Source organism: Cyanobium sp. WAJ14-Wanaka (assembly GCF_024345375.1).
Taxonomy (GTDB): Bacteria; Cyanobacteriota; Cyanobacteriia; order PCC-6307; family Cyanobiaceae; genus Cyanobium_A.
Window position 1 is genome coordinate 192,461 of record NZ_JAGQAZ010000001.1, and the last position, 15,896, is coordinate 208,356.

Annotated in this window: 17 protein-coding genes; 10 read left to right on the forward strand and 7 right to left on the reverse strand. The window is 63.9% G+C overall.

The features are described 5' to 3' along the window. Window positions 1-7 precede the first annotated feature (7 nt). Window positions 8-1,165, forward strand: coding sequence for a CARDB domain-containing protein (locus tag KBY49_RS01180; RefSeq protein WP_254932951.1), 1,158 nt, complete (start codon window positions 8-10; stop codon window positions 1,163-1,165). 46 nt (window positions 1,166-1,211) lie between these two features. On the opposite strand, the gene KBY49_RS01185 is transcribed toward KBY49_RS01180, so the two are convergent. Next, on the reverse strand, window positions 1,212-2,825 hold the full coding sequence (locus tag KBY49_RS01185) for a 1,4-alpha-glucan branching protein domain-containing protein (RefSeq protein WP_254932952.1): 1,614 nt from the start codon (window positions 2,823-2,825) through the stop codon (window positions 1,212-1,214). 111 nt (window positions 2,826-2,936) lie between these two features. Between KBY49_RS01185 and KBY49_RS01190 the strand changes: the two genes are divergently transcribed. Together KBY49_RS01190 and KBY49_RS01195 are read left to right on the forward strand one after the other, a co-directional pair. Beyond that, entirely contained in the window at window positions 2,937-4,580 is a 1,644-nt protein-coding gene (locus KBY49_RS01190) for a 2-isopropylmalate synthase (RefSeq protein WP_254932953.1), read from the forward strand. A 47-nt stretch (window positions 4,581-4,627) separates the two neighbouring features. Then, entirely contained in the window at window positions 4,628-5,392 is a 765-nt protein-coding gene (locus KBY49_RS01195; protein ID WP_254933966.1) for a carbohydrate ABC transporter permease, read from the forward strand. On the opposite strand, the gene KBY49_RS01200 is transcribed toward KBY49_RS01195, so the two are convergent. Then, window positions 5,389-5,772: a hypothetical protein gene (locus tag KBY49_RS01200; RefSeq protein ID WP_254932954.1), complete on the reverse strand. Its 384-nt coding sequence runs from the start codon at window positions 5,770-5,772 to the stop codon at window positions 5,389-5,391. The genes KBY49_RS01195 and KBY49_RS01200 overlap by 4 nt on opposite strands. A 104-nt stretch (window positions 5,773-5,876) precedes the next feature. On the opposite strand from KBY49_RS01200, the gene KBY49_RS01205 reads away from it, so the two are divergent. Genes KBY49_RS01205 through KBY49_RS01215 form a run of 3 tightly spaced genes read left to right on the forward strand, consistent with a single transcriptional unit; the run spans window position 5,877 to window position 6,905 of the window. Continuing rightward, window positions 5,877-6,167 carry a SemiSWEET family sugar transporter gene (locus KBY49_RS01205; RefSeq protein ID WP_254932955.1) on the forward strand — a complete coding sequence of 97 codons (291 nt, stop codon included), beginning with the start codon at window positions 5,877-5,879 and terminating at the stop codon, window positions 6,165-6,167. Then, entirely contained in the window at window positions 6,160-6,531 is a 372-nt protein-coding gene (locus KBY49_RS01210; RefSeq protein ID WP_254932956.1) for a CrcB family protein, read from the forward strand. Before KBY49_RS01205 ends, KBY49_RS01210 begins: the two co-directional genes overlap by 8 nt. Continuing rightward, a complete protein-coding gene (locus KBY49_RS01215; RefSeq protein ID WP_254932957.1) occupies window positions 6,531-6,905 on the forward strand; it encodes a CrcB family protein in 375 nt (124 codons plus the stop codon). Before KBY49_RS01210 ends, KBY49_RS01215 begins: the two co-directional genes overlap by 1 nt. Here KBY49_RS01215 and KBY49_RS01220 read toward each other — a convergent pair. Next, window positions 6,895-8,949 carry an HDIG domain-containing metalloprotein gene (locus KBY49_RS01220; RefSeq protein ID WP_254932958.1) on the reverse strand — a complete coding sequence of 685 codons (2,055 nt, stop codon included), beginning with the start codon at window positions 8,947-8,949 and terminating at the stop codon, window positions 6,895-6,897. The two genes, KBY49_RS01215 and KBY49_RS01220, sit on opposite strands and share 11 nt — an antisense overlap. Before the next feature lie 61 nt (window positions 8,950-9,010). Here KBY49_RS01220 and folD point away from each other — a divergent pair, with 61 nt between their 5' ends. Genes folD through KBY49_RS01240 form a run of 4 tightly spaced genes read left to right on the forward strand, consistent with a single transcriptional unit; the run spans window position 9,011 to window position 12,822 of the window. Beyond that, window positions 9,011-9,889, forward strand: a complete 879-nt coding sequence (gene folD / locus KBY49_RS01225) for a bifunctional methylenetetrahydrofolate dehydrogenase/methenyltetrahydrofolate cyclohydrolase FolD (RefSeq protein WP_254932959.1) — start codon at window positions 9,011-9,013, stop codon at window positions 9,887-9,889. Between the two features lie 43 nt (window positions 9,890-9,932). Beyond that, on the forward strand, window positions 9,933-10,835 hold the full coding sequence (gene crtE / locus KBY49_RS01230; RefSeq protein ID WP_254932960.1) for a geranylgeranyl diphosphate synthase CrtE: 903 nt from the start codon (window positions 9,933-9,935) through the stop codon (window positions 10,833-10,835). Further along, window positions 10,832-11,377: a divergent PAP2 family protein gene (locus tag KBY49_RS01235; RefSeq protein ID WP_254932961.1), complete on the forward strand. Its 546-nt coding sequence runs from the start codon at window positions 10,832-10,834 to the stop codon at window positions 11,375-11,377. Before crtE ends, KBY49_RS01235 begins: the two co-directional genes overlap by 4 nt. Beyond that, window positions 11,377-12,822, forward strand: a complete 1,446-nt coding sequence (locus tag KBY49_RS01240) for an ATP-dependent RecD-like DNA helicase (protein ID WP_396099524.1) — start codon at window positions 11,377-11,379, stop codon at window positions 12,820-12,822. Before KBY49_RS01235 ends, KBY49_RS01240 begins: the two co-directional genes overlap by 1 nt. Here the strand turns inward: KBY49_RS01240 and KBY49_RS01245 are convergent. Genes KBY49_RS01245 through KBY49_RS01260 form a run of 4 tightly spaced genes read right to left on the reverse strand, consistent with a single transcriptional unit; the run spans window position 12,819 to window position 15,890 of the window. Then, window positions 12,819-13,526: a GAP family protein gene (locus KBY49_RS01245; protein WP_254932963.1), complete on the reverse strand. Its 708-nt coding sequence runs from the start codon at window positions 13,524-13,526 to the stop codon at window positions 12,819-12,821. The genes KBY49_RS01240 and KBY49_RS01245 overlap by 4 nt on opposite strands. Further along, window positions 13,526-14,164 (reverse strand): histidine phosphatase family protein, encoded by a 639-nt coding sequence (locus KBY49_RS01250; RefSeq protein ID WP_254932964.1) that lies wholly within the window; start codon window positions 14,162-14,164, stop codon window positions 13,526-13,528. Before KBY49_RS01250 ends, KBY49_RS01245 begins: the two co-directional genes overlap by 1 nt. Continuing rightward, on the reverse strand, window positions 14,161-14,535 hold the full coding sequence (locus tag KBY49_RS01255) for an acylphosphatase (protein ID WP_254932965.1): 375 nt from the start codon (window positions 14,533-14,535) through the stop codon (window positions 14,161-14,163). Before KBY49_RS01255 ends, KBY49_RS01250 begins: the two co-directional genes overlap by 4 nt. Next, window positions 14,460-15,890 (reverse strand): cobyrinate a,c-diamide synthase, encoded by a 1,431-nt coding sequence (locus tag KBY49_RS01260; RefSeq protein ID WP_254932966.1) that lies wholly within the window; start codon window positions 15,888-15,890, stop codon window positions 14,460-14,462. Before KBY49_RS01260 ends, KBY49_RS01255 begins: the two co-directional genes overlap by 76 nt. Between the last annotated feature and the right edge of the window lie 6 nt (window positions 15,891-15,896).

Consider the following 15,896-nt stretch of genomic DNA (forward strand, 5'->3'; position numbering starts at 1 on the left):
TGCCCCCATGACCGATCTCTGGATTGCCAACACCATCAGCGATTTGATCGAGGGTGATGTGCGCGAGCACCTGCCTTTAGAGCGGATTCCCCTGCAGGGCGATGTGCTCGGGATGGGTACCACCACCAGTTACGACAACGGTGAATTGGCCTTTCTCTATGACTCTGATCAGAACCAATCCCAGGTTTTTAAGGCCAAACCGGAGGGGGGCGGCGTGGAACGCCTGCTGCCTGGAGAGGGACTGCACCACTTCCCCTACGCCTGTTTCAGTGCCGATGCAACTGACCTGCGCCATCCCCTCAGCTCGGCTGACTTGGCAGAACTGCAGGTCCAGCCAGGGGAGCCCCTAATGGCAGTGGTCGGCAGGGCCATTTCCCTGTTGATCGCCGAACAAAGACTCGAGCCGGCGCCCGTCTATGGGCTGCGGTTGGTGTCGCGCTGGAGCAGCTTGGTTTATACGGTGGCATCCAAGCTCTGCATGGGCGAGCGACGGCGCAATCGGGCATTCACCATCGCCAATTCCCAGCCAACCGCTGAAGATGGGCGCAGTATTTATGCCGCCCTTAAGCATTTTCGAGTGGGGGATGCAAATTGGGATCAGGCTGCCGGGATCAGCAATTTGGGGGCAAGCCCGGGCTGGGATTGCTGTGGCTTTTGGGATTCCGAGCCAGAATCAGGCCGGCTGACCGTGCCAGTTGCTGGTGAACATCTCCACCTCCATGGCTGTAGCCAGGACCTGCGCCATGGCGGCCATCTGCACCATGAACACGTGGGGAGCATTTTGCTCGGTCTAGATAGCTTGGTGATTTATCCATTTCACTCGATTAGCTATCTAGCCAGTGATTTGGCCATCGAATCCCTGGGTTGGACCCCGGCCAATTCAGGCGGTAGAGCTCCTGGCCTGCTGGAGTTCGAATTACATAATCGTGGCCAATTGGATGTCAGTGATGTGGGCGTGGCGGTGGTTGTCGACGACCACTACAACTCCCATCGCTACCTAAGAATTCCTTGGCTTGCGGCCGGCGAGGCTGAAAACTTTAAATTGCCCCTGGATTTAGGGGCTGGCAGTCATGGCGTTGAGGTGATCGCCGATCCCCATGGCGACATCTTGGAGCCCACTGGGCAACAGGCAAATAATCGCGGTTGTTTGCGGATAGATATTTAAGTTTTCTGCCAATTATTAGGCATAGCCAGTTATTAGGCATAGCCAATTATGAAGGCAGGCTGAGCCAGTCGGCCGCGTTAAGTGTGGGGAATAGTCCGTCCTCATCGCAGACGGCCTCAAGCCATTCCTCGCCAAGTTCAGTGTCGGTTTCGATCGCATCTAGAAGTCGCCAAAAGCGATCCAGGTGGCGGTTGATCCGTTCCCTCGCCAGCTCGGTGGTGGTGCCGGCCCGCAGGATGAAGCTCCAGTCGGAACTTTGGGCCAATAGCAATTCGCGGCCGGCCTGGTTGAGCAGTTGCAGTTGCTGGGCACTGCCCACGCCCGTGTTCACGCGCCGCACCATTGCCGTTGAGGCCCGTTGCCATTCGGCCACCACCCAGGCATTGGTTTCGTTGAGCCAGTAGTTGTGGTAACCCCCCTGGCCCCAGCTACTGGGCGAGGGGCGACAGACCTGCAGCCCGCCGCCGGATCCCAGGGCCTCCCGCAGGGTGACCAGCTCAATCCCTTCGCCTGCCCCTTGGCGGAATAGGGCCGCCAGGAATTGGGGCCCTTCAAACCACCAGTGGCCGAAGAGTTCGGCATCAAAGGGCGCGACCAGCAGGGGGCTGCGCTCCATCGAACTGCCCAGCTCGGTCAATTCCCGGCGGCGGCCGGCAAGGTAATCGGCGGCATGGACCTCGGCCTTGGCGGCGGCGGCGGCGGGTTCGTAGGGCTGCTTGTGCTCGAGGGGGCAGTCCTGGCCGCTGACCCGGTGCAGCTTGAGGCCCAGGGGCCTGCGGCAGGCGATTCCCAGTTCCTCTAGTTGGGCTTCCGGTAGATCCCAGCCCAAATCACGGTGGAATTCCCTGTAGACCCCATCGCCTGGGTAGCCCTCGCGGGCACTCCAGACCGGCAGGGTGGAGCGGCTGTCACGGCCAAAGAAGGCAACGCCGCCAGGGGAGCAGATCGGGGCATAGACCCCGTAGCGGGGCCGGGGTAAGGCATGAAGCAGGCCGTGGCCATCAAGAATCGAGTAGCGGAGCCCGCAATGCAGCAACTCCTGATCCAGCCCTTCGAAATAGGCACATTCGGGCAGCCAAATCCCCAGGGGCCTTTCCCCGAGCAGGCGCTCGTGTTCCCTGGTCGCGGTGCGCAGTTGGGCCCGCACTGCCTCCGGCACCTGACGCAGCAGGGGCAGGTAGCCATGGGTGGCGGCGCAGGTGATCAGATCCAGCACCCCCAGCTGCTGCAGGCGGCGGAAGCGGGGAATTAGCCGGCCTTGATAGGAGTTCCATTGCTCGATGGTGGCCTCGAGCTGCTGGGCCAGGTGGCTCGCCGCCGCTTCCAGCTCGGCTGGGGCCTGCTTGAGCAGGCCTAGGCGCAGTTCAAGCCAATCCTGGAAACGGCCATTGAGGCCCCCGTCGCTCAAAAGAGACAGCAGGGTTGGAGAGAGCCCGAGGGTCAGCCGGGCGCGCTGGTTGGGGTCGGCCGCCGCCGCTTCAAGCACGGCCAAGAGCGGCAGATAGCACTCCTGGAGGGCTTGGAAATACCAGTCCTCCTCAAGGGATCCGGGTTCGCTGCTGCGCACGTAGGGCAGGTGCGCATGCAAAACAATCGCCAGCTGGCCCGCATTTTGGGCGCTGGCGGGGATAGCTTCCGTGGCCAGATCGCCTGCGGCCATGGAGATCTCGTGGTGGGGCAAGTCTACGACCAACTCCTAGGCTGGCATTTATAAGGGGCCTGGCCCCTAGGATGGGTCTAACTCATAGTCATTCCGCATAGAGGCGCCGACATGGCCCGCGACCCCGGCCGGGTACTGATCTTTGACACCACGCTTCGCGATGGTGAGCAATCGCCTGGGGCGAGCCTCAATCTCGAAGAAAAGCTGGCGATCGCCCAGCAGTTGGCCCGGCTCGGTGTCGACATCATTGAGGCTGGTTTCCCCTTTGCCAGCTCTGGCGATTTCAATGCCGTTCAGCGGATTGCGGCCACCGTCGGCAGCCCCGATGGGCCGGTGATCTGTGGCCTGGCCCGGGCGGCCCAGGGCGATATCAAGGCCTGTGCCGATGCGGTGGCTCCCGCGGCCCGCCGGCGCATCCACACCTTCATTGCCACCAGTGACATTCACCTGGAGCACAAGCTGCGCAAAAGCCGCCAGGAGGTGCTCGAGATCACGGCCGAAATGGTGGCCTATGCCCGTTCCTTGGTTGAAGACGTCGAGTTTTCCTGCGAGGACGCCGGCCGCAGTGATCCGGAGTTCATGCACCAGGTGATCGAAGCTGCGATCAAGGCCGGGGCCACAACTATCAATATCCCCGACACGGTGGGCTATGCCACGCCGGCTGAATTTGGGGACCTGATTGCTGGGATTAATGCCCAGGTGCCCAACATTGATCAAGCCGTGATTTCGGTCCATGGCCACAACGACCTGGGCCTGGCCGTGGCCAACTTCCTTGAGGCCGTCAAAAACGGAGCTCGCCAGCTCGAGTGCACGATCAACGGCATTGGCGAGCGGGCCGGCAATGCCTCCCTTGAGGAGTTGGTGATGGCGCTGCACGTGCGCCGCCAGTATTTCAACCCCTTCCTGGGGCGCCCCCCCGAGAGCAGCACGCCCCTCACCGGGGTGCGCACCGAAGAAATTACCAAGACATCCCGCTTGGTGTCCAACCTCACCGGGATGGCGGTGCAGCCCAACAAGGCAATTGTTGGTGCAAATGCCTTCGCCCACGAATCGGGTATCCACCAGGACGGCGTTCTTAAAAATCGCCTCACCTACGAAATCATTGATGCCCGCACCGTTGGCCTTGCCGACAACCGCATCTCCCTCGGCAAGCTTTCGGGCCGCAGTGCCTTCCGGGCCCGCCTTGAGGAGTTGGGTTACACCCTCGAGCGCGACGACCTCGATGATGCCTTTGCCCGTTTTAAGGAACTGGCCGACCGCAAACGGGAGATCTCCGACCGCGATTTGGAGGCAATCGTCAGTGAACAGGTCCAGCAGCAGGACCAGGCGAACTTCATCCTGAGGAGTGTCCAGGTCAGCTGCGGCACCAACCTGCTGCCCACCGCCACCGTCAGCCTGACCACCGCCGATGGTGCCGAGATCAGCGAGGCGGCGATTGGTACGGGCCCAGTCGATGCGGTTTGTCAGGCCCTAAACCACCTGGCCCAGGTGCCCAATGAGTTGGTGGAATTTTCGGTGAAGTCAGTCACTGAGGGCATTGATGCCATGGGCGAGGTGACGATTCGCCTGCGCCACCAAGGGGTGCTCTACTCCGGCCACGCCGCCGATACGGACATCGTGGTGGCGGCGGCCCAGGCCTTTGTCAACGCCCTCAACCGGCTCTTCTCCGCAGGCGCCAGCCAACCACTCCACCCCCAGAAGGCTCCCCTGCCAGAGGCGGGAGATCTGGTTGGCCTGGAGCGGCCAAGCCTGTGAGGGGCAAGGCGCTGCAGTTGGTGGCTTTGCTGGTGCTGGCCCTAGCGATGCTGGTCCCCCTGCTCTGGCTGGTGAGCACCTCCCTAAAGGGGCCCATGGAGGACATCTTCACCAGCCCTCCAGCCCTATTGCCGAGCCATCCCAGTTTTGAGGCCTATGGGCGCCTGTTTGCCAACAATCCCATGGGTACCTACCTGCTCAACAGCACGGTCGTAAGTGGTTTGGCAGTGATCTGCAACCTGCTGTTTTGCTCCCTGGCGGCCTATCCCCTGGCCCGGATGCGCTTTGCCGGCCGCGGCCTGGTGCTTGCCCTAGTGGTGGCCACCATTTTGATCCCCTTCCAGGTGGTGATGATTCCGCTCTACCTGCTGATGGTTCAGATCGGCCTGCGCAACACGCTTTGGGCCTTGATCATTCCCCAGGCCGCCACCGCCTTTGGTATTTTTCTATTGCGGCAAAGTTTCCTGGCAGTGCCCGTGGAATTGGAGGAGGCGGCCAAAAGCGATGGCTGCTCCCCCCTTGGGGAGTGGTGGAACGTGATGCTTCCTGCGGCCAGGGCGGATCTGATCACCCTGGCCATGTTCGTATTTATCGGCACCTGGAGTGATTTCCTCTGGCCCCTGGTGATTCTCGACGACCCAAAGCTCTACACCTTGCCCCTGGGGCTCCAGCAGTTGGCCAGCAGCTTTGCCCTGGATTGGCGTTTGGTGGCGGCAGGCTCGGTGGTTTCGATCCTGCCGGTGCTGGTGGTGTTTGTGGCCCTGCAGCGCTACATCCTGCCCAGTGCCAGTGGTGATGCGGTCAAGGGCTAGGGCTTGATTGGCGGCAGTTCCGGCAAATTGCCATCCAAATTGGGATTTCCAGCCGCCTTGAGCTGGCGCACTTGCTCCTTAAGGGCCTGGTTTTGGCCCAGGAGGTTTCGAACCTGGGCGCTGTTGCGCTCCACCACCTGCAGCCGCTCCACGGCTGAGCGCAGCTGCTCCTCAAGGCCGCTGTTCTGTGCCAGGGCCCTGCTGTTCTCGAGCCCCTGCACCCTTTCTTGCAGGGTGCGGATCTGGCTGCCCTGTTCGCGCATCTTGCCTACGAGCACCAAAAACAAAACGGCCAACATGGCGCTGAAGCCGGCTTGCACCCAGGGAGCCCAGTCGGGCATCTCCAAGCTGGCATTGGGGCGTTTTGGGGCGGGCGCCATGGCAGGGGGTAAGGGCAATAGTCCCTCCGATCCTGGCGGCGTCTCTAGGGTTTTGCCACGGGCCGTTGCGCAGTGCAAGCTGGATTCCTAAAGCTCATGCCTCCATGGCCGTTGCCTTGGTCAGTCCGGAAGTGCGACTCTTGGGGTATTTCGCCGCAAGTCTCACCACCATCAGCTTTTTCCCCCAGGCCATCAAGACCCTGCGCAGTGGGGACACCTCGGGTATTTCGCTGCGGATGTATGGGCTCTTTACCGCCGGCATCGCTCTCTGGGGGATCTACGGCCTATGCACCCAGGATGGCCCTTTGATTCTGGCCAACCTGGTCACGATTGTGCCCGCCGGTGTGGTTTTAGAGCGGCGATTCCAAGCCTGGAGGGCCCAGCGCCGTGGCTGATGACGCCCTGCTGGTGGCCATCGGCGCGGTGCCGGGTGCCTGGTTGAGATTTCGGGTGGTCAACCACCTGGAGCCGATGGTGCCCCGCAAGCACTGGGGCACCCTGGGGGTGAATGTGGCGGCCTGTTTCGTATTGGGTTTGCTGGTGGGGCTTGAGGAAAGTTGTGGTCCGGGCAGCCAACGCATCCTGTTGGTTCTTTCCACTGGCTTTTTGGGCAGTTTCAGCACCTTTTCCACCTTCATGGCGGAGCTGTTTGTGGCGCTCAAGCAACGCCAATGGCTGGAGGCTTTCTTGCTATTGCTGGTCTCGATCCTGGTGGGGGTGGTGGCCACGGCCCTGGGCTTTGCGGTGGGGGGAGATTGATGAGTCGCCAGCTCCTTGCCGCCGAGCTCAAGGAATTGACCCTGGTGTCTTGCGGGGCTATCCCAGGGGCGCTGTTGCGTTGGCAATTGGTATTGATATTGGGAAGCTCCGCTGGCACCTTGGCGGCAAACCTTTTTGGCTGTGCGGTGATCGGCGCCTTGATCGCTTTGCCTACCACTCGGCAAAGGCTATTTCTGGCGGCGGGCGTGGGTTTTTGCGGTTCGCTCACCACCTTCAGCTCCTGGATCCTTGGGGTGACCAAGGCCATGGCCCATCGGCACTGGGCCACGGCGGCGGGGGAACTTTCCTTGAACCTGGCCTTGGGTTTGCTGGTTCTGGCGCTGGCCTACGGCTTGGTGCGCATTAGGCGCTGAAGGCCTTGCGGGCTGGGATGGGATAGGGGATGCGGCGGTGCCTCATCCGTTTCCAGACCTGCACAAAGGCCCGAATCAGCAGCTCCAATTCGGCGCGTCCCATGCCGCTGGAGGCGAGTTGGCCATCATCCAGTCTGGCCCCAATGAGCCTGCGCACCATCGCCCTGGCCTCGGCCTCGCTGGTGCCTGGCGGCAGGGAGCGCAGGGCGGCTTCGCAGCCATCGGCAAGCATCAAGATTGCCGTCTCGCAGCTGTTGGGGGTGGGACCCCGATAGCGAAAACGGCTCTCCGGCACCGCGGGATTTTTTTCACGGGCCTGGTGCAGGAAATAGCCCATCTTCAAGGTGCCCTGGTGCTCGGGGATGAAGTCAGCCAGGGGCTTGGGCAGTCGATAGCGTTTGGCGAGTTTCAGGCCCTCATCCACGTGGGCCTGGAGGATGGCGGCGCTGGCGAAGGGATCGTCGAGGCTGTCGTGGGGATTTGCTTCCTGGCCTTGGTTTTCGATGAACCATTGGGGGCCATGCAATTTGCCCACGTCGTGATACATGGCTCCAGTGCGCACCAGGTCAACATCGGCCCCTATCGCCCGGGCCCCCTCCTCCGCCAGGCCGGCAATCATCAGGGTGTGCTCAAAGGTGCCTGGGGCCTCGCAGGAAAGGCGCCGTAGAAGGGGCCGTTGTAAATCGGCCAGCTCCAGCAGCCTGGCCCGGGTGAGCAGGCCAAAAAATGTCTCCACCAGTGGCGCGATCAATAGACCTCCCATCAGCAGTGCCCCCAACAGCAGGGCTTCGCTGGGCAGGTCGACCTGGGCCACGGGGCTGCGGGTGAGTAATAGCCACTGCACCAGCAGGGCACCACTGGGCAGTAGCACCGCCAGCTGCAGCAGCTCGGCCCGGTTGCGCTGGCGGCCTGCTGCAAGTGCAGCCAGTGCAGCGAATCCTGAGGCCACCAGCAACCTGGTGCCCACCACCCCAGCCAGGGGCACGGGCCAAAGCAGGCTGGCGGCCGCCAGCCAGGCCAGCCCGCAGCTGGTGCCCAGTCCCTGGGCCAGCAGCAGGGTGGGCGGCACCAAGAGCACCAGGGGGCTAGCCAGGGGCCCGAGCCAGAGGCTGAAGCCCACCACCACCAACAGACCCACCAGGCCCAGCAGGGCCTGCCGCGGCTCGAGGGAGGGGCGCCAGCGCCTCATCGCCAGCAGCATTACCCCACAAACGGCCAGCGATTCGCCGAAATGGGCAAGCCAGATCAGGGGCCGGGGGCGCCGGTTCACCAGGCCGAAGTAATCGAGCACGTCAAAGGCCTGGGCTGTGATCGGCTGGCCTTGGCGGGTGATTAGGTCACCCGCTTTCACCGCAATGGTGGGGATGCCCTGTTGGGTGATCAACGCCTCGATCCGCCGCTGGCTCAGGGTTGGGTCGTTGCGGAGGTTTGCATGGCCCGCCAGGGAACTCACCAGCAGCCGGGCCCCCAGGGAGCGGCCCGGGGGCGATTGGCTCTCGAGCTGCAGATTGGCGGCCTCGAGTAGCTGGCCTTCGGCCACGCTGGCTGAAAGCCCCTGGCTCAACATCCGCAATTGGGCCTGCAACACATCCCTTTGCCATTGCCCCAGCTGGGCGCCATTGAGCTTCTCCAGCCACTGTTGTTCCTGGGGGCTCAGGGCAATTGCCTGGACCTCGGCCCCCTGGCTATTGGCCTGGCGCTCCACTAACTGCAACTTGGCCTGGAGTTGGCGCATTAGGGCACTGCTGGCCTCCTGATCCACCACTTGGACAGTGGTGCGATGCAGCATTTGGTCCCGGCGCTCCTCCAGGGCCGTGCTGTCGATAACCCGGGCATCCTTGGGGGCCCTTGCCGTAAATGGGGCTGCCATGCCTGCCTGCAGGCTGGGCTCCACCAGCCAGGGCCAGCTGGCCAGCAGGGCCACCAGGGCGCAAGCCAGCACCACCGCCGCAATTTCTCGGCTACGCCAGAGGCCAGGGGTTTGCCTGGGTCGCTCTAGCCGGAGCAGTTGGCGCCACAGGGTTTGGAGTGGCCGCACGCGCATGGCTAAACGCTAGCTGGCCCGGGGCGGCAAGCTGGCAGAGAGATAGATACGCCCCATCGCCATGGCCATCCGATTTGACGGCCGCCAGCTGGCTGCCGAAATTGAAGGCCGCCTCCAGCTCGCCATCGCCAAACGCCTCGGCCAGGCAGGCAGACCGCCAGGTCTGGCGGTTTTGCGGGTGGGGGACGATCCGGCCAGCGGGGTCTATGTGGCGAATAAGGAGAAGGCTTGCCTGCGCATTGGTATCACCAACCATGGCGCCCATCTGCCCGCCTCCACACCGGCGGCCGAGCTGTTGGCCACGGTTGAGAGGCTCAACCTGGACCCCTTGGTCGACGGGATTTTGTTGCAGTTGCCCCTGCCCGCGGGCCTCGACCAGGGCCCCCTGTTGGCCGCCATCGATCCAGCCAAGGATGCAGATGGTCTCCACACCTTGAATTTGGGCCACCTGCTCAAGGGGGAACCGGGTCCGCGCAGCTGCACCCCCGCAGGCGTAATGGCCCTTTTGGCCCGCTACGGAATTGGGCTGGCTGGCAAGCGGGCCGTGGTGGTGGGGCGCAGCATTTTGGTGGGCCAACCCATGGCCCTAATGCTGCAAGCCGCTGGGGCCACAGTCAGCGTGGCCCATTCCCGCACCACCGATTTGGCGGGTCTTACCCGTCAGGCGGATGTGCTGGTGGTGGCGGCCGGCCGGCCCCAGATGGTGGGAGCCGAGCATGTCAAGCCAGGGGCTGCGGTGGTGGATGTGGGCATTCACCGCACCGCAGCGGGCCTCTGCGGGGATGTGCGTTTTACGGAGGTGGAGCCGATCGCCAGCGGCATCACCCCGGTGCCCGGAGGTGTGGGCCCGATGACCGTGACGATGTTGCTCGTGAATACCTTTGCCAGCTGGTGTGCCCACAACGGCCTGGATAACCCTTTGGCAGACCTATTGCCTTGATGGGGCTAGCGCCTGAGAGAATCGCGCCAGATCTCCGGCTCCCATGACCGCGGCGGTGACTACCCCGTTCGATTTCGCCGCCTACCTCGAGGCGGCGCGGCTCCAGGTGGAGGCGGCCCTGGACGCATCCCTCGGGCCGGAGCGGCCCGAGAGCCTGCGGGAATCAATGCGTTATTCCCTGCTGGCGGGCGGCAAGAGGTTGCGGCCAATTCTTTGCCTGGCGGCCTGTGAGCTGGCGGGTGGCAGCAGGGAGCAGGCCCTTCCCACGGCGCTGGCCCTGGAGATGGTCCACACGATGTCGCTGATCCACGACGATCTGCCGGCCATGGACAACGACGATCTACGCCGGGGGATGCCCACCAACCACAAGGTTTTCGGCGAGGCCAATGCCATTTTGGCCGGTGATGCCCTGCTGACCCGGGCCTTTGAGATGGTGGCCCTGCGCAGCCCCGGCGTGCCCAGCGAACGGTTACTGGCGGTGGTTGGCGAGTTGAGCCTCGCCTCCGGCGCCCCTGGCCTGGTGGGCGGCCAGGTGGTGGATTTGGAATCGGAGGGTAAGGAGGTCGACCTCGAGACCCTGGAATACATCCACCTCCACAAAACAGGTGCCCTATTGAGGGCCTGCGTGCTTTGCGGGGCGATCATTGCGGGCGCTTCCGAGGAGCTGCTGGCTGCCCTGGGCACCTACGCCAAGGGGATTGGGCTCGCCTTCCAGATCATCGACGACATTTTGGATGTCACCGCCAGCAGTGATGTGCTCGGGAAAACCGCCGGCAAGGATCTCACCGCCGATAAAACCACCTATCCCAAGCTGTTGGGCCTGGAGGCTTCCCGCCAGCGGGCCGATGATTTAGTCGCTGGGGCCAAGGCGGCCCTGGAGCCATGGCGGGAGACAGCAGCACCCCTGCTAGCCCTAGCTGACTACATAACGAGTCGCGATCGATGAGCGTTTCAGTGGATGGCCATGGTTTGGTTGCGGTTTTAGACAATGGTGTGCTGGCCTGGGGTTTGGCGGCCTGCGGCCTGGCTCAGTTCTCCAAATTGTTGATTGAGTTGGTGGTGCATCGGCGCTGGCGACCGGAGGTGCTGGTGGAAACCGGTGGCATGCCCTCGAGCCACTCGGCCCTGCTTACGGGCACCGCCGCGGGTTTGGGCTGGCAGGTGGGTTTCGACGATCCCCTTTTTGCCCTGGCGGCCACCATGTGTTTTGTGGTGCTCTACGACGCCAGCGGCGTGCGCCGGGCAGCAGGCCTTACCGCAGCTCGGGTCAATTTGCTGCAGGCCAATTTGCGCGGGGATGGCGGCAGTGGTGGCGAGGCGAATCCGCCTGGGGAGCCAGAGGAGAAGCCCCTCAAGGAAAACCTTGGCCACACCCGCCTGGAAGTGCTGGTGGGCAGCCTGATCGGCCCCCTGGTGGCCCTGCCGGGCTTGGTATTGCTTGGCTCGCCCCTGCATTTGGTCCGGGCCCTGTTTGCCCCGGTGGCGTGATCGGGAGCGACCCCCAGCTCACCACCGATCAGGAGGCGGCCGTTCAAGCTTTTCAGGCCTGGTTGGCCCTGCCGCCTGATGGCATGCCCTTTGTGCTGAGCGGCTATGCCGGCACGGGAAAAACCTTCCTGTCGATGCGCTTCTTGGCCCAGGTGGAGGCTGCCGGACTCTGTTGGACCGTGGTGGCCCCCACCCATAAGGCCGTGGGGGTGCTGCGCCAACACCTGTCCATGGCGGGGCTCAAGGCCACCTGGTTTCCCTCCACCATCCATCGGCTGCTGCGGCTCAAGCTCAAACGCCAGGGCGATCTGGAGCGCTGCGAGGAAACCGAGCAAACGGCCATGGCCCTTGAGCACCTGGGGCTGGTGCTGATTGATGAGGCCTCGATGGTCGATAGCGCCCTGTTGGAGATTGTGCTGCGCTGTGCCCACTTCTTTCGGGCCCGGCTGGTTTTTGTGGGGGATCCGGCCCAATTGCCGCCCGTGGGGGAACCCCATAGCCCGGTGTTTGGCCTCGGCCGTGCCCAGCAGGTCCAGCTCACCCAGGTGGTGCGTCACCAGGGCCCGGTGTTGCGGTTGGCCACGGGGCTTAGGCAGGGGGCCCTGCCCTGCCGCCGTCCCCCGACCATGGCGCCGGTTAGCACCGGGGAGGGGATGGTGGCCCTGCTTGATCGCTCCGCCTGGCTATCGGCGGCCCAGGCGGCCCTGCGCCGCAGCGCCGAGACCGACAACCCTGATCTGGTGCGCATTCTTTGCTACACCAACCGTTCCCTGGACCAGCTCGTGCCGATTGCCCGGCGGGCCCTGCACGGCGAAATGGCCGATCAGTTGGCCGTGTTGCCCGGGGAAGTATTGATTACCCGCACGGCCGTGATGGCGCCCGCTTGCCGTGAGGGGGAGGATGCCGGCGAAGAACCAGACATGTTGTTGGGCTCCAACCGGGAGCTGGTGGTCAGGGATGTGGCGCCCGAGAGCTGCGATCTGGCCGACTTTGGCTTGGCCGCCTTGCCCGGGATTGGGGTGCCCGTTATCGAGACGCTCAACGTCTCGGTGGAGGCTGGCGATGCCCAGCTCACCCTGCGCCTGCTTCCCCCATTGGGCTCCCAGGCCCGCCAGGCCCTGGATGCGGTGTTGGCCCGCCTACGCCAGCTGGCCAAGGAGGCGGGCAAACAGGATGGCAAGCCCATCTGGCGCCGCTTTTTCCTGGTGCGTGATGCCTTTGCCTCGCTCGGGCCGGCGGCGGTGCTCACCGTGCATCGAAGCCAGGGCAGCACCTTTGGCGAAGTGTTTGTGGATGGCGATGTGTTTTGGCCCGCCGATTTGGTGCTGCGTCGCCAATTGGTCTACGTGGCGGTGAGCCGTGCCAGCCAGGCCGTGACCCTGATGGCGGCTGGGGCCCCGGCCGATCGCCAAATTTGGCAGGAGTGGATGCGGGTTGATACCTAGATCTGTAACCCCCCTATGCCCTGCCAGCCCAGGTAGCCGGCCAGGGCCACACTGACCAGCCCCACCAGCAGATCCCCCTTGGCAAACAGCCAGCTTTTGGCCTTCTCAAGTAGGGGCTGGCAGCGGTCCTTGCCAAGCACCACCAGTACCAGTAGGGGGGTGATCAGGAGCGAACCGCTCACCAGGCTGAAAAGGCCAGTGGCCAGCAGTTCCTGGCCCTTGCCGAGGTTGGCCGAGAGCAGGCTGCCGGCACTTTTTGCAAATAGGAATAGGTCGTCTGGGCTGGCCACCTCCAGCAGGCCGCTGAGGCCGATTAACAGCGGCAGGGGCATGGCACAAAATTTTTCGAGCTTGCTGGTCCATCCCGGCGGGCCCGTTTCCTCCTTGGTGTTGAGCAGCTCCTTAAGGCCTAGCCCCAACAGGGCGCCTGCCGCAAGAAGATCCAGGCCGGTGCGGTGGCTGCTGCCCTTATCCATGGTGAGCAGCAGGCCATGGCCAAGGCTGAGCAGCAGGGTCACGGCCAGGACAGCGGTGGCTAGCCAACCCAGCACAAACCAGCCCCCCCGTTGCAGGGGCTTGGGGCCCAGCAGCAGCAGCAGCAACACGCCGATGTGAATGGGGGAAAAGCCAATGGCAACGCCGAAGGCCGAAAGCTCAGCCAGCAGGGCGGCAAGCCCGCTGGCGGCGGTTTGTGGATCTCCCATTAGATACTTGACTGAATCGGTGCATTCCAGCGAAGAATCGCCGGCTGTTGCCGCTCATATCCCACCACACTCAGGGTGGCGGTGGCCAGGGTGAGCAGGGCACCACCTGGCACCCCCAGGCCCAGCCAGGTGCCGGCCAGGCTGCGCAGGATATGGCCGTGGGCCACTAGGGCCACCTTGGTGGGCTGGTGGCTTGCCTGGTCTGCAGCCCCTGCTGCGTTGGCGTCGGCATTGGCGATGGCTTGGGCCAGGTCAATTACCCGCTGGCAGCGCTCCGCAACGGCTGCCATGGTTTCTCCCCCGGGGCAGCCGTGGCTCCAGATTGTCCAATCAGGCACTGATTGGCGGATGGTTGCGGTGGTTATGCCTTCATAGGTTCCGTAGTCCCATTCCTGGAGATCCGGGCAGACCTGGGCGAGCGGGCCCAGGCCAGCCAGCTCAGCGGTGCGCTGGGCCCGTTGCAGTGGACTGACCAACACCGCGGCGAAGCGCTGCTTGGCAAGGACGGGGGCCAGGCGCCTGGCCTCCTCCTCTCCTTCGGGTAGCAAGGGCAAATCGGTGCGGCCGGTATGGCGACCGTTCAGGGCCCAGGCCGTGGCGCCATGGCGCACTAACCACAGCTCAAGACTTGTGTTCAAGAGCGCACCTCAAACCAATCGGAGCCGGAGGGACTGATCTGGCTGACAGAAACACCGCTAACAACCGCTGCGGCCGGACCGGTTTCGCACCAGATACGCAGTTCGGTGAGGTCTTGAACCAACCCTTCTGCTTCCACTTCCACCGAGCCATCGGCCAAGTTTTTCACCCAGCCGCTCAGGCCCAGGTCCTTGCTGCGGGTTAGGCAGCAGGCCCGATAGCCGACCCCCTGCACCTGCCCCTGCACGAGTAGCCGCCAGCGCTCTTTGACAACGATTGGCTTGCTTTGGTGGGGGGCTAGGAAGCGCCGTTCGTTGGCAGCGTCGCGCAGCGCCTTGAGGCGGCGGCCAGCCTCGACGGAATCACCGGGCATCCAGCCCAGTGGAGATGCAGCCAGCTGGCGTGCACGTTCGGCGCTGTCCATCCTTCCCTCCTTGGCGAGCATCCCCATCCTTCAAGCTGCCATAGCTCTTCAAAATTGGCCACGGCATCGATAGGTTTGGCTACAGGGGCTAGCTGCCAGCGGTGAAATTCATGGCCCACAAATTGCTCGCCGCGGCGCACCACTAGGCCATCGGCATCGGCGCTGGCCTGCCGATAGCCCAGGCTCAGGGCCCCCTTTTTTGCCTGAAAGGGCAGCACCCCTGCCATCGGGTGAAGAGTTCCGTCGGGATCTTCCAGGCCCTGGCCCAGCAGTAGTAAGCCCCCGCATTCGGCAAGCACCGGCAGGCCCATGCGGACGGCCCTTGCCAGATCCTTGAGGCTGCGCCGGCTGGCCGCCAGCTGGGGGGCGTGGAGTTCGGGGTAGCCCCCTGGCAGCAGCACCCCCTGGCAGCCAGGGGGCAGGGGTTCATCGGCCAAGGGGCTCCAGGCAATGGGCTCGACCCCCAGGGCTTCCAACAATTCGCCAGCTTCTGGATAGCGAAAATGGAAGGCCGAATCGCTGGCAATCGCCAGGGTCGATTGCGTGGGCGATCCCGTGGACAGGGTTGGGTCCGGTTGGAGGCCCGAAAGGCACCAGCTAATTGGGTGCTCTGGATGCCGGGCGGCGGCTGGCGCCATTAGGGGCAGCAGGGCTTCTAAATCGAGATGTTGTTCCGCCAACGAGGCCCATTGCTCCTGGCGCTCGGCCAGATCGGCCAACTCCCCCGGTGGCAGCAGGCCCAGGTGGCGCGATGGCAGGGCCAGGGACAGGTGGTGGGGCAAGACCCCCAACAGGGGCACTTCAATGGCTTGGAGCGCTTCGCTGAGCAGGGCCTGGTGGCGCTCGCTGCCGACCCGATTGAGCACCACGCCGGCCAGGGCCACCTGGGGCGGACCATGGTCCCGAAAGCCCCGCACCAGGGCGGCCAGGGAGCCCGCTTGCCTGGAGGCCTCCACCACCAGCACCACGGGCAGTTGCAGTAGGTCGGCAATCGCCGCAGAACTGCCCTCACTGCTGGGGCCGCGGCCATCAAACAGACCCATTACCCCTTCAACCAGGGTGAGGTCGGCCTGGCTGCTGTGCCAGTGGAAGCTGCGTTGCACCCATTCCTCGGGACACAGCAGGGTGTCGAGATTGCGGCAGGGCCGACCGCTGACCTGGCTGAGGAGCTGGGGGTCGAGATAGTCGGGACCCACCTTGAATGTTTGCAGCCCCAAGCCCCTTTTCCGGCAGAGGGCCGCCAGGCTCAGGCTCAATAGGGTTTTGCCGCTACCACTGCTGGGAGCGGCGATCAGGCAGGCCATGGGCTG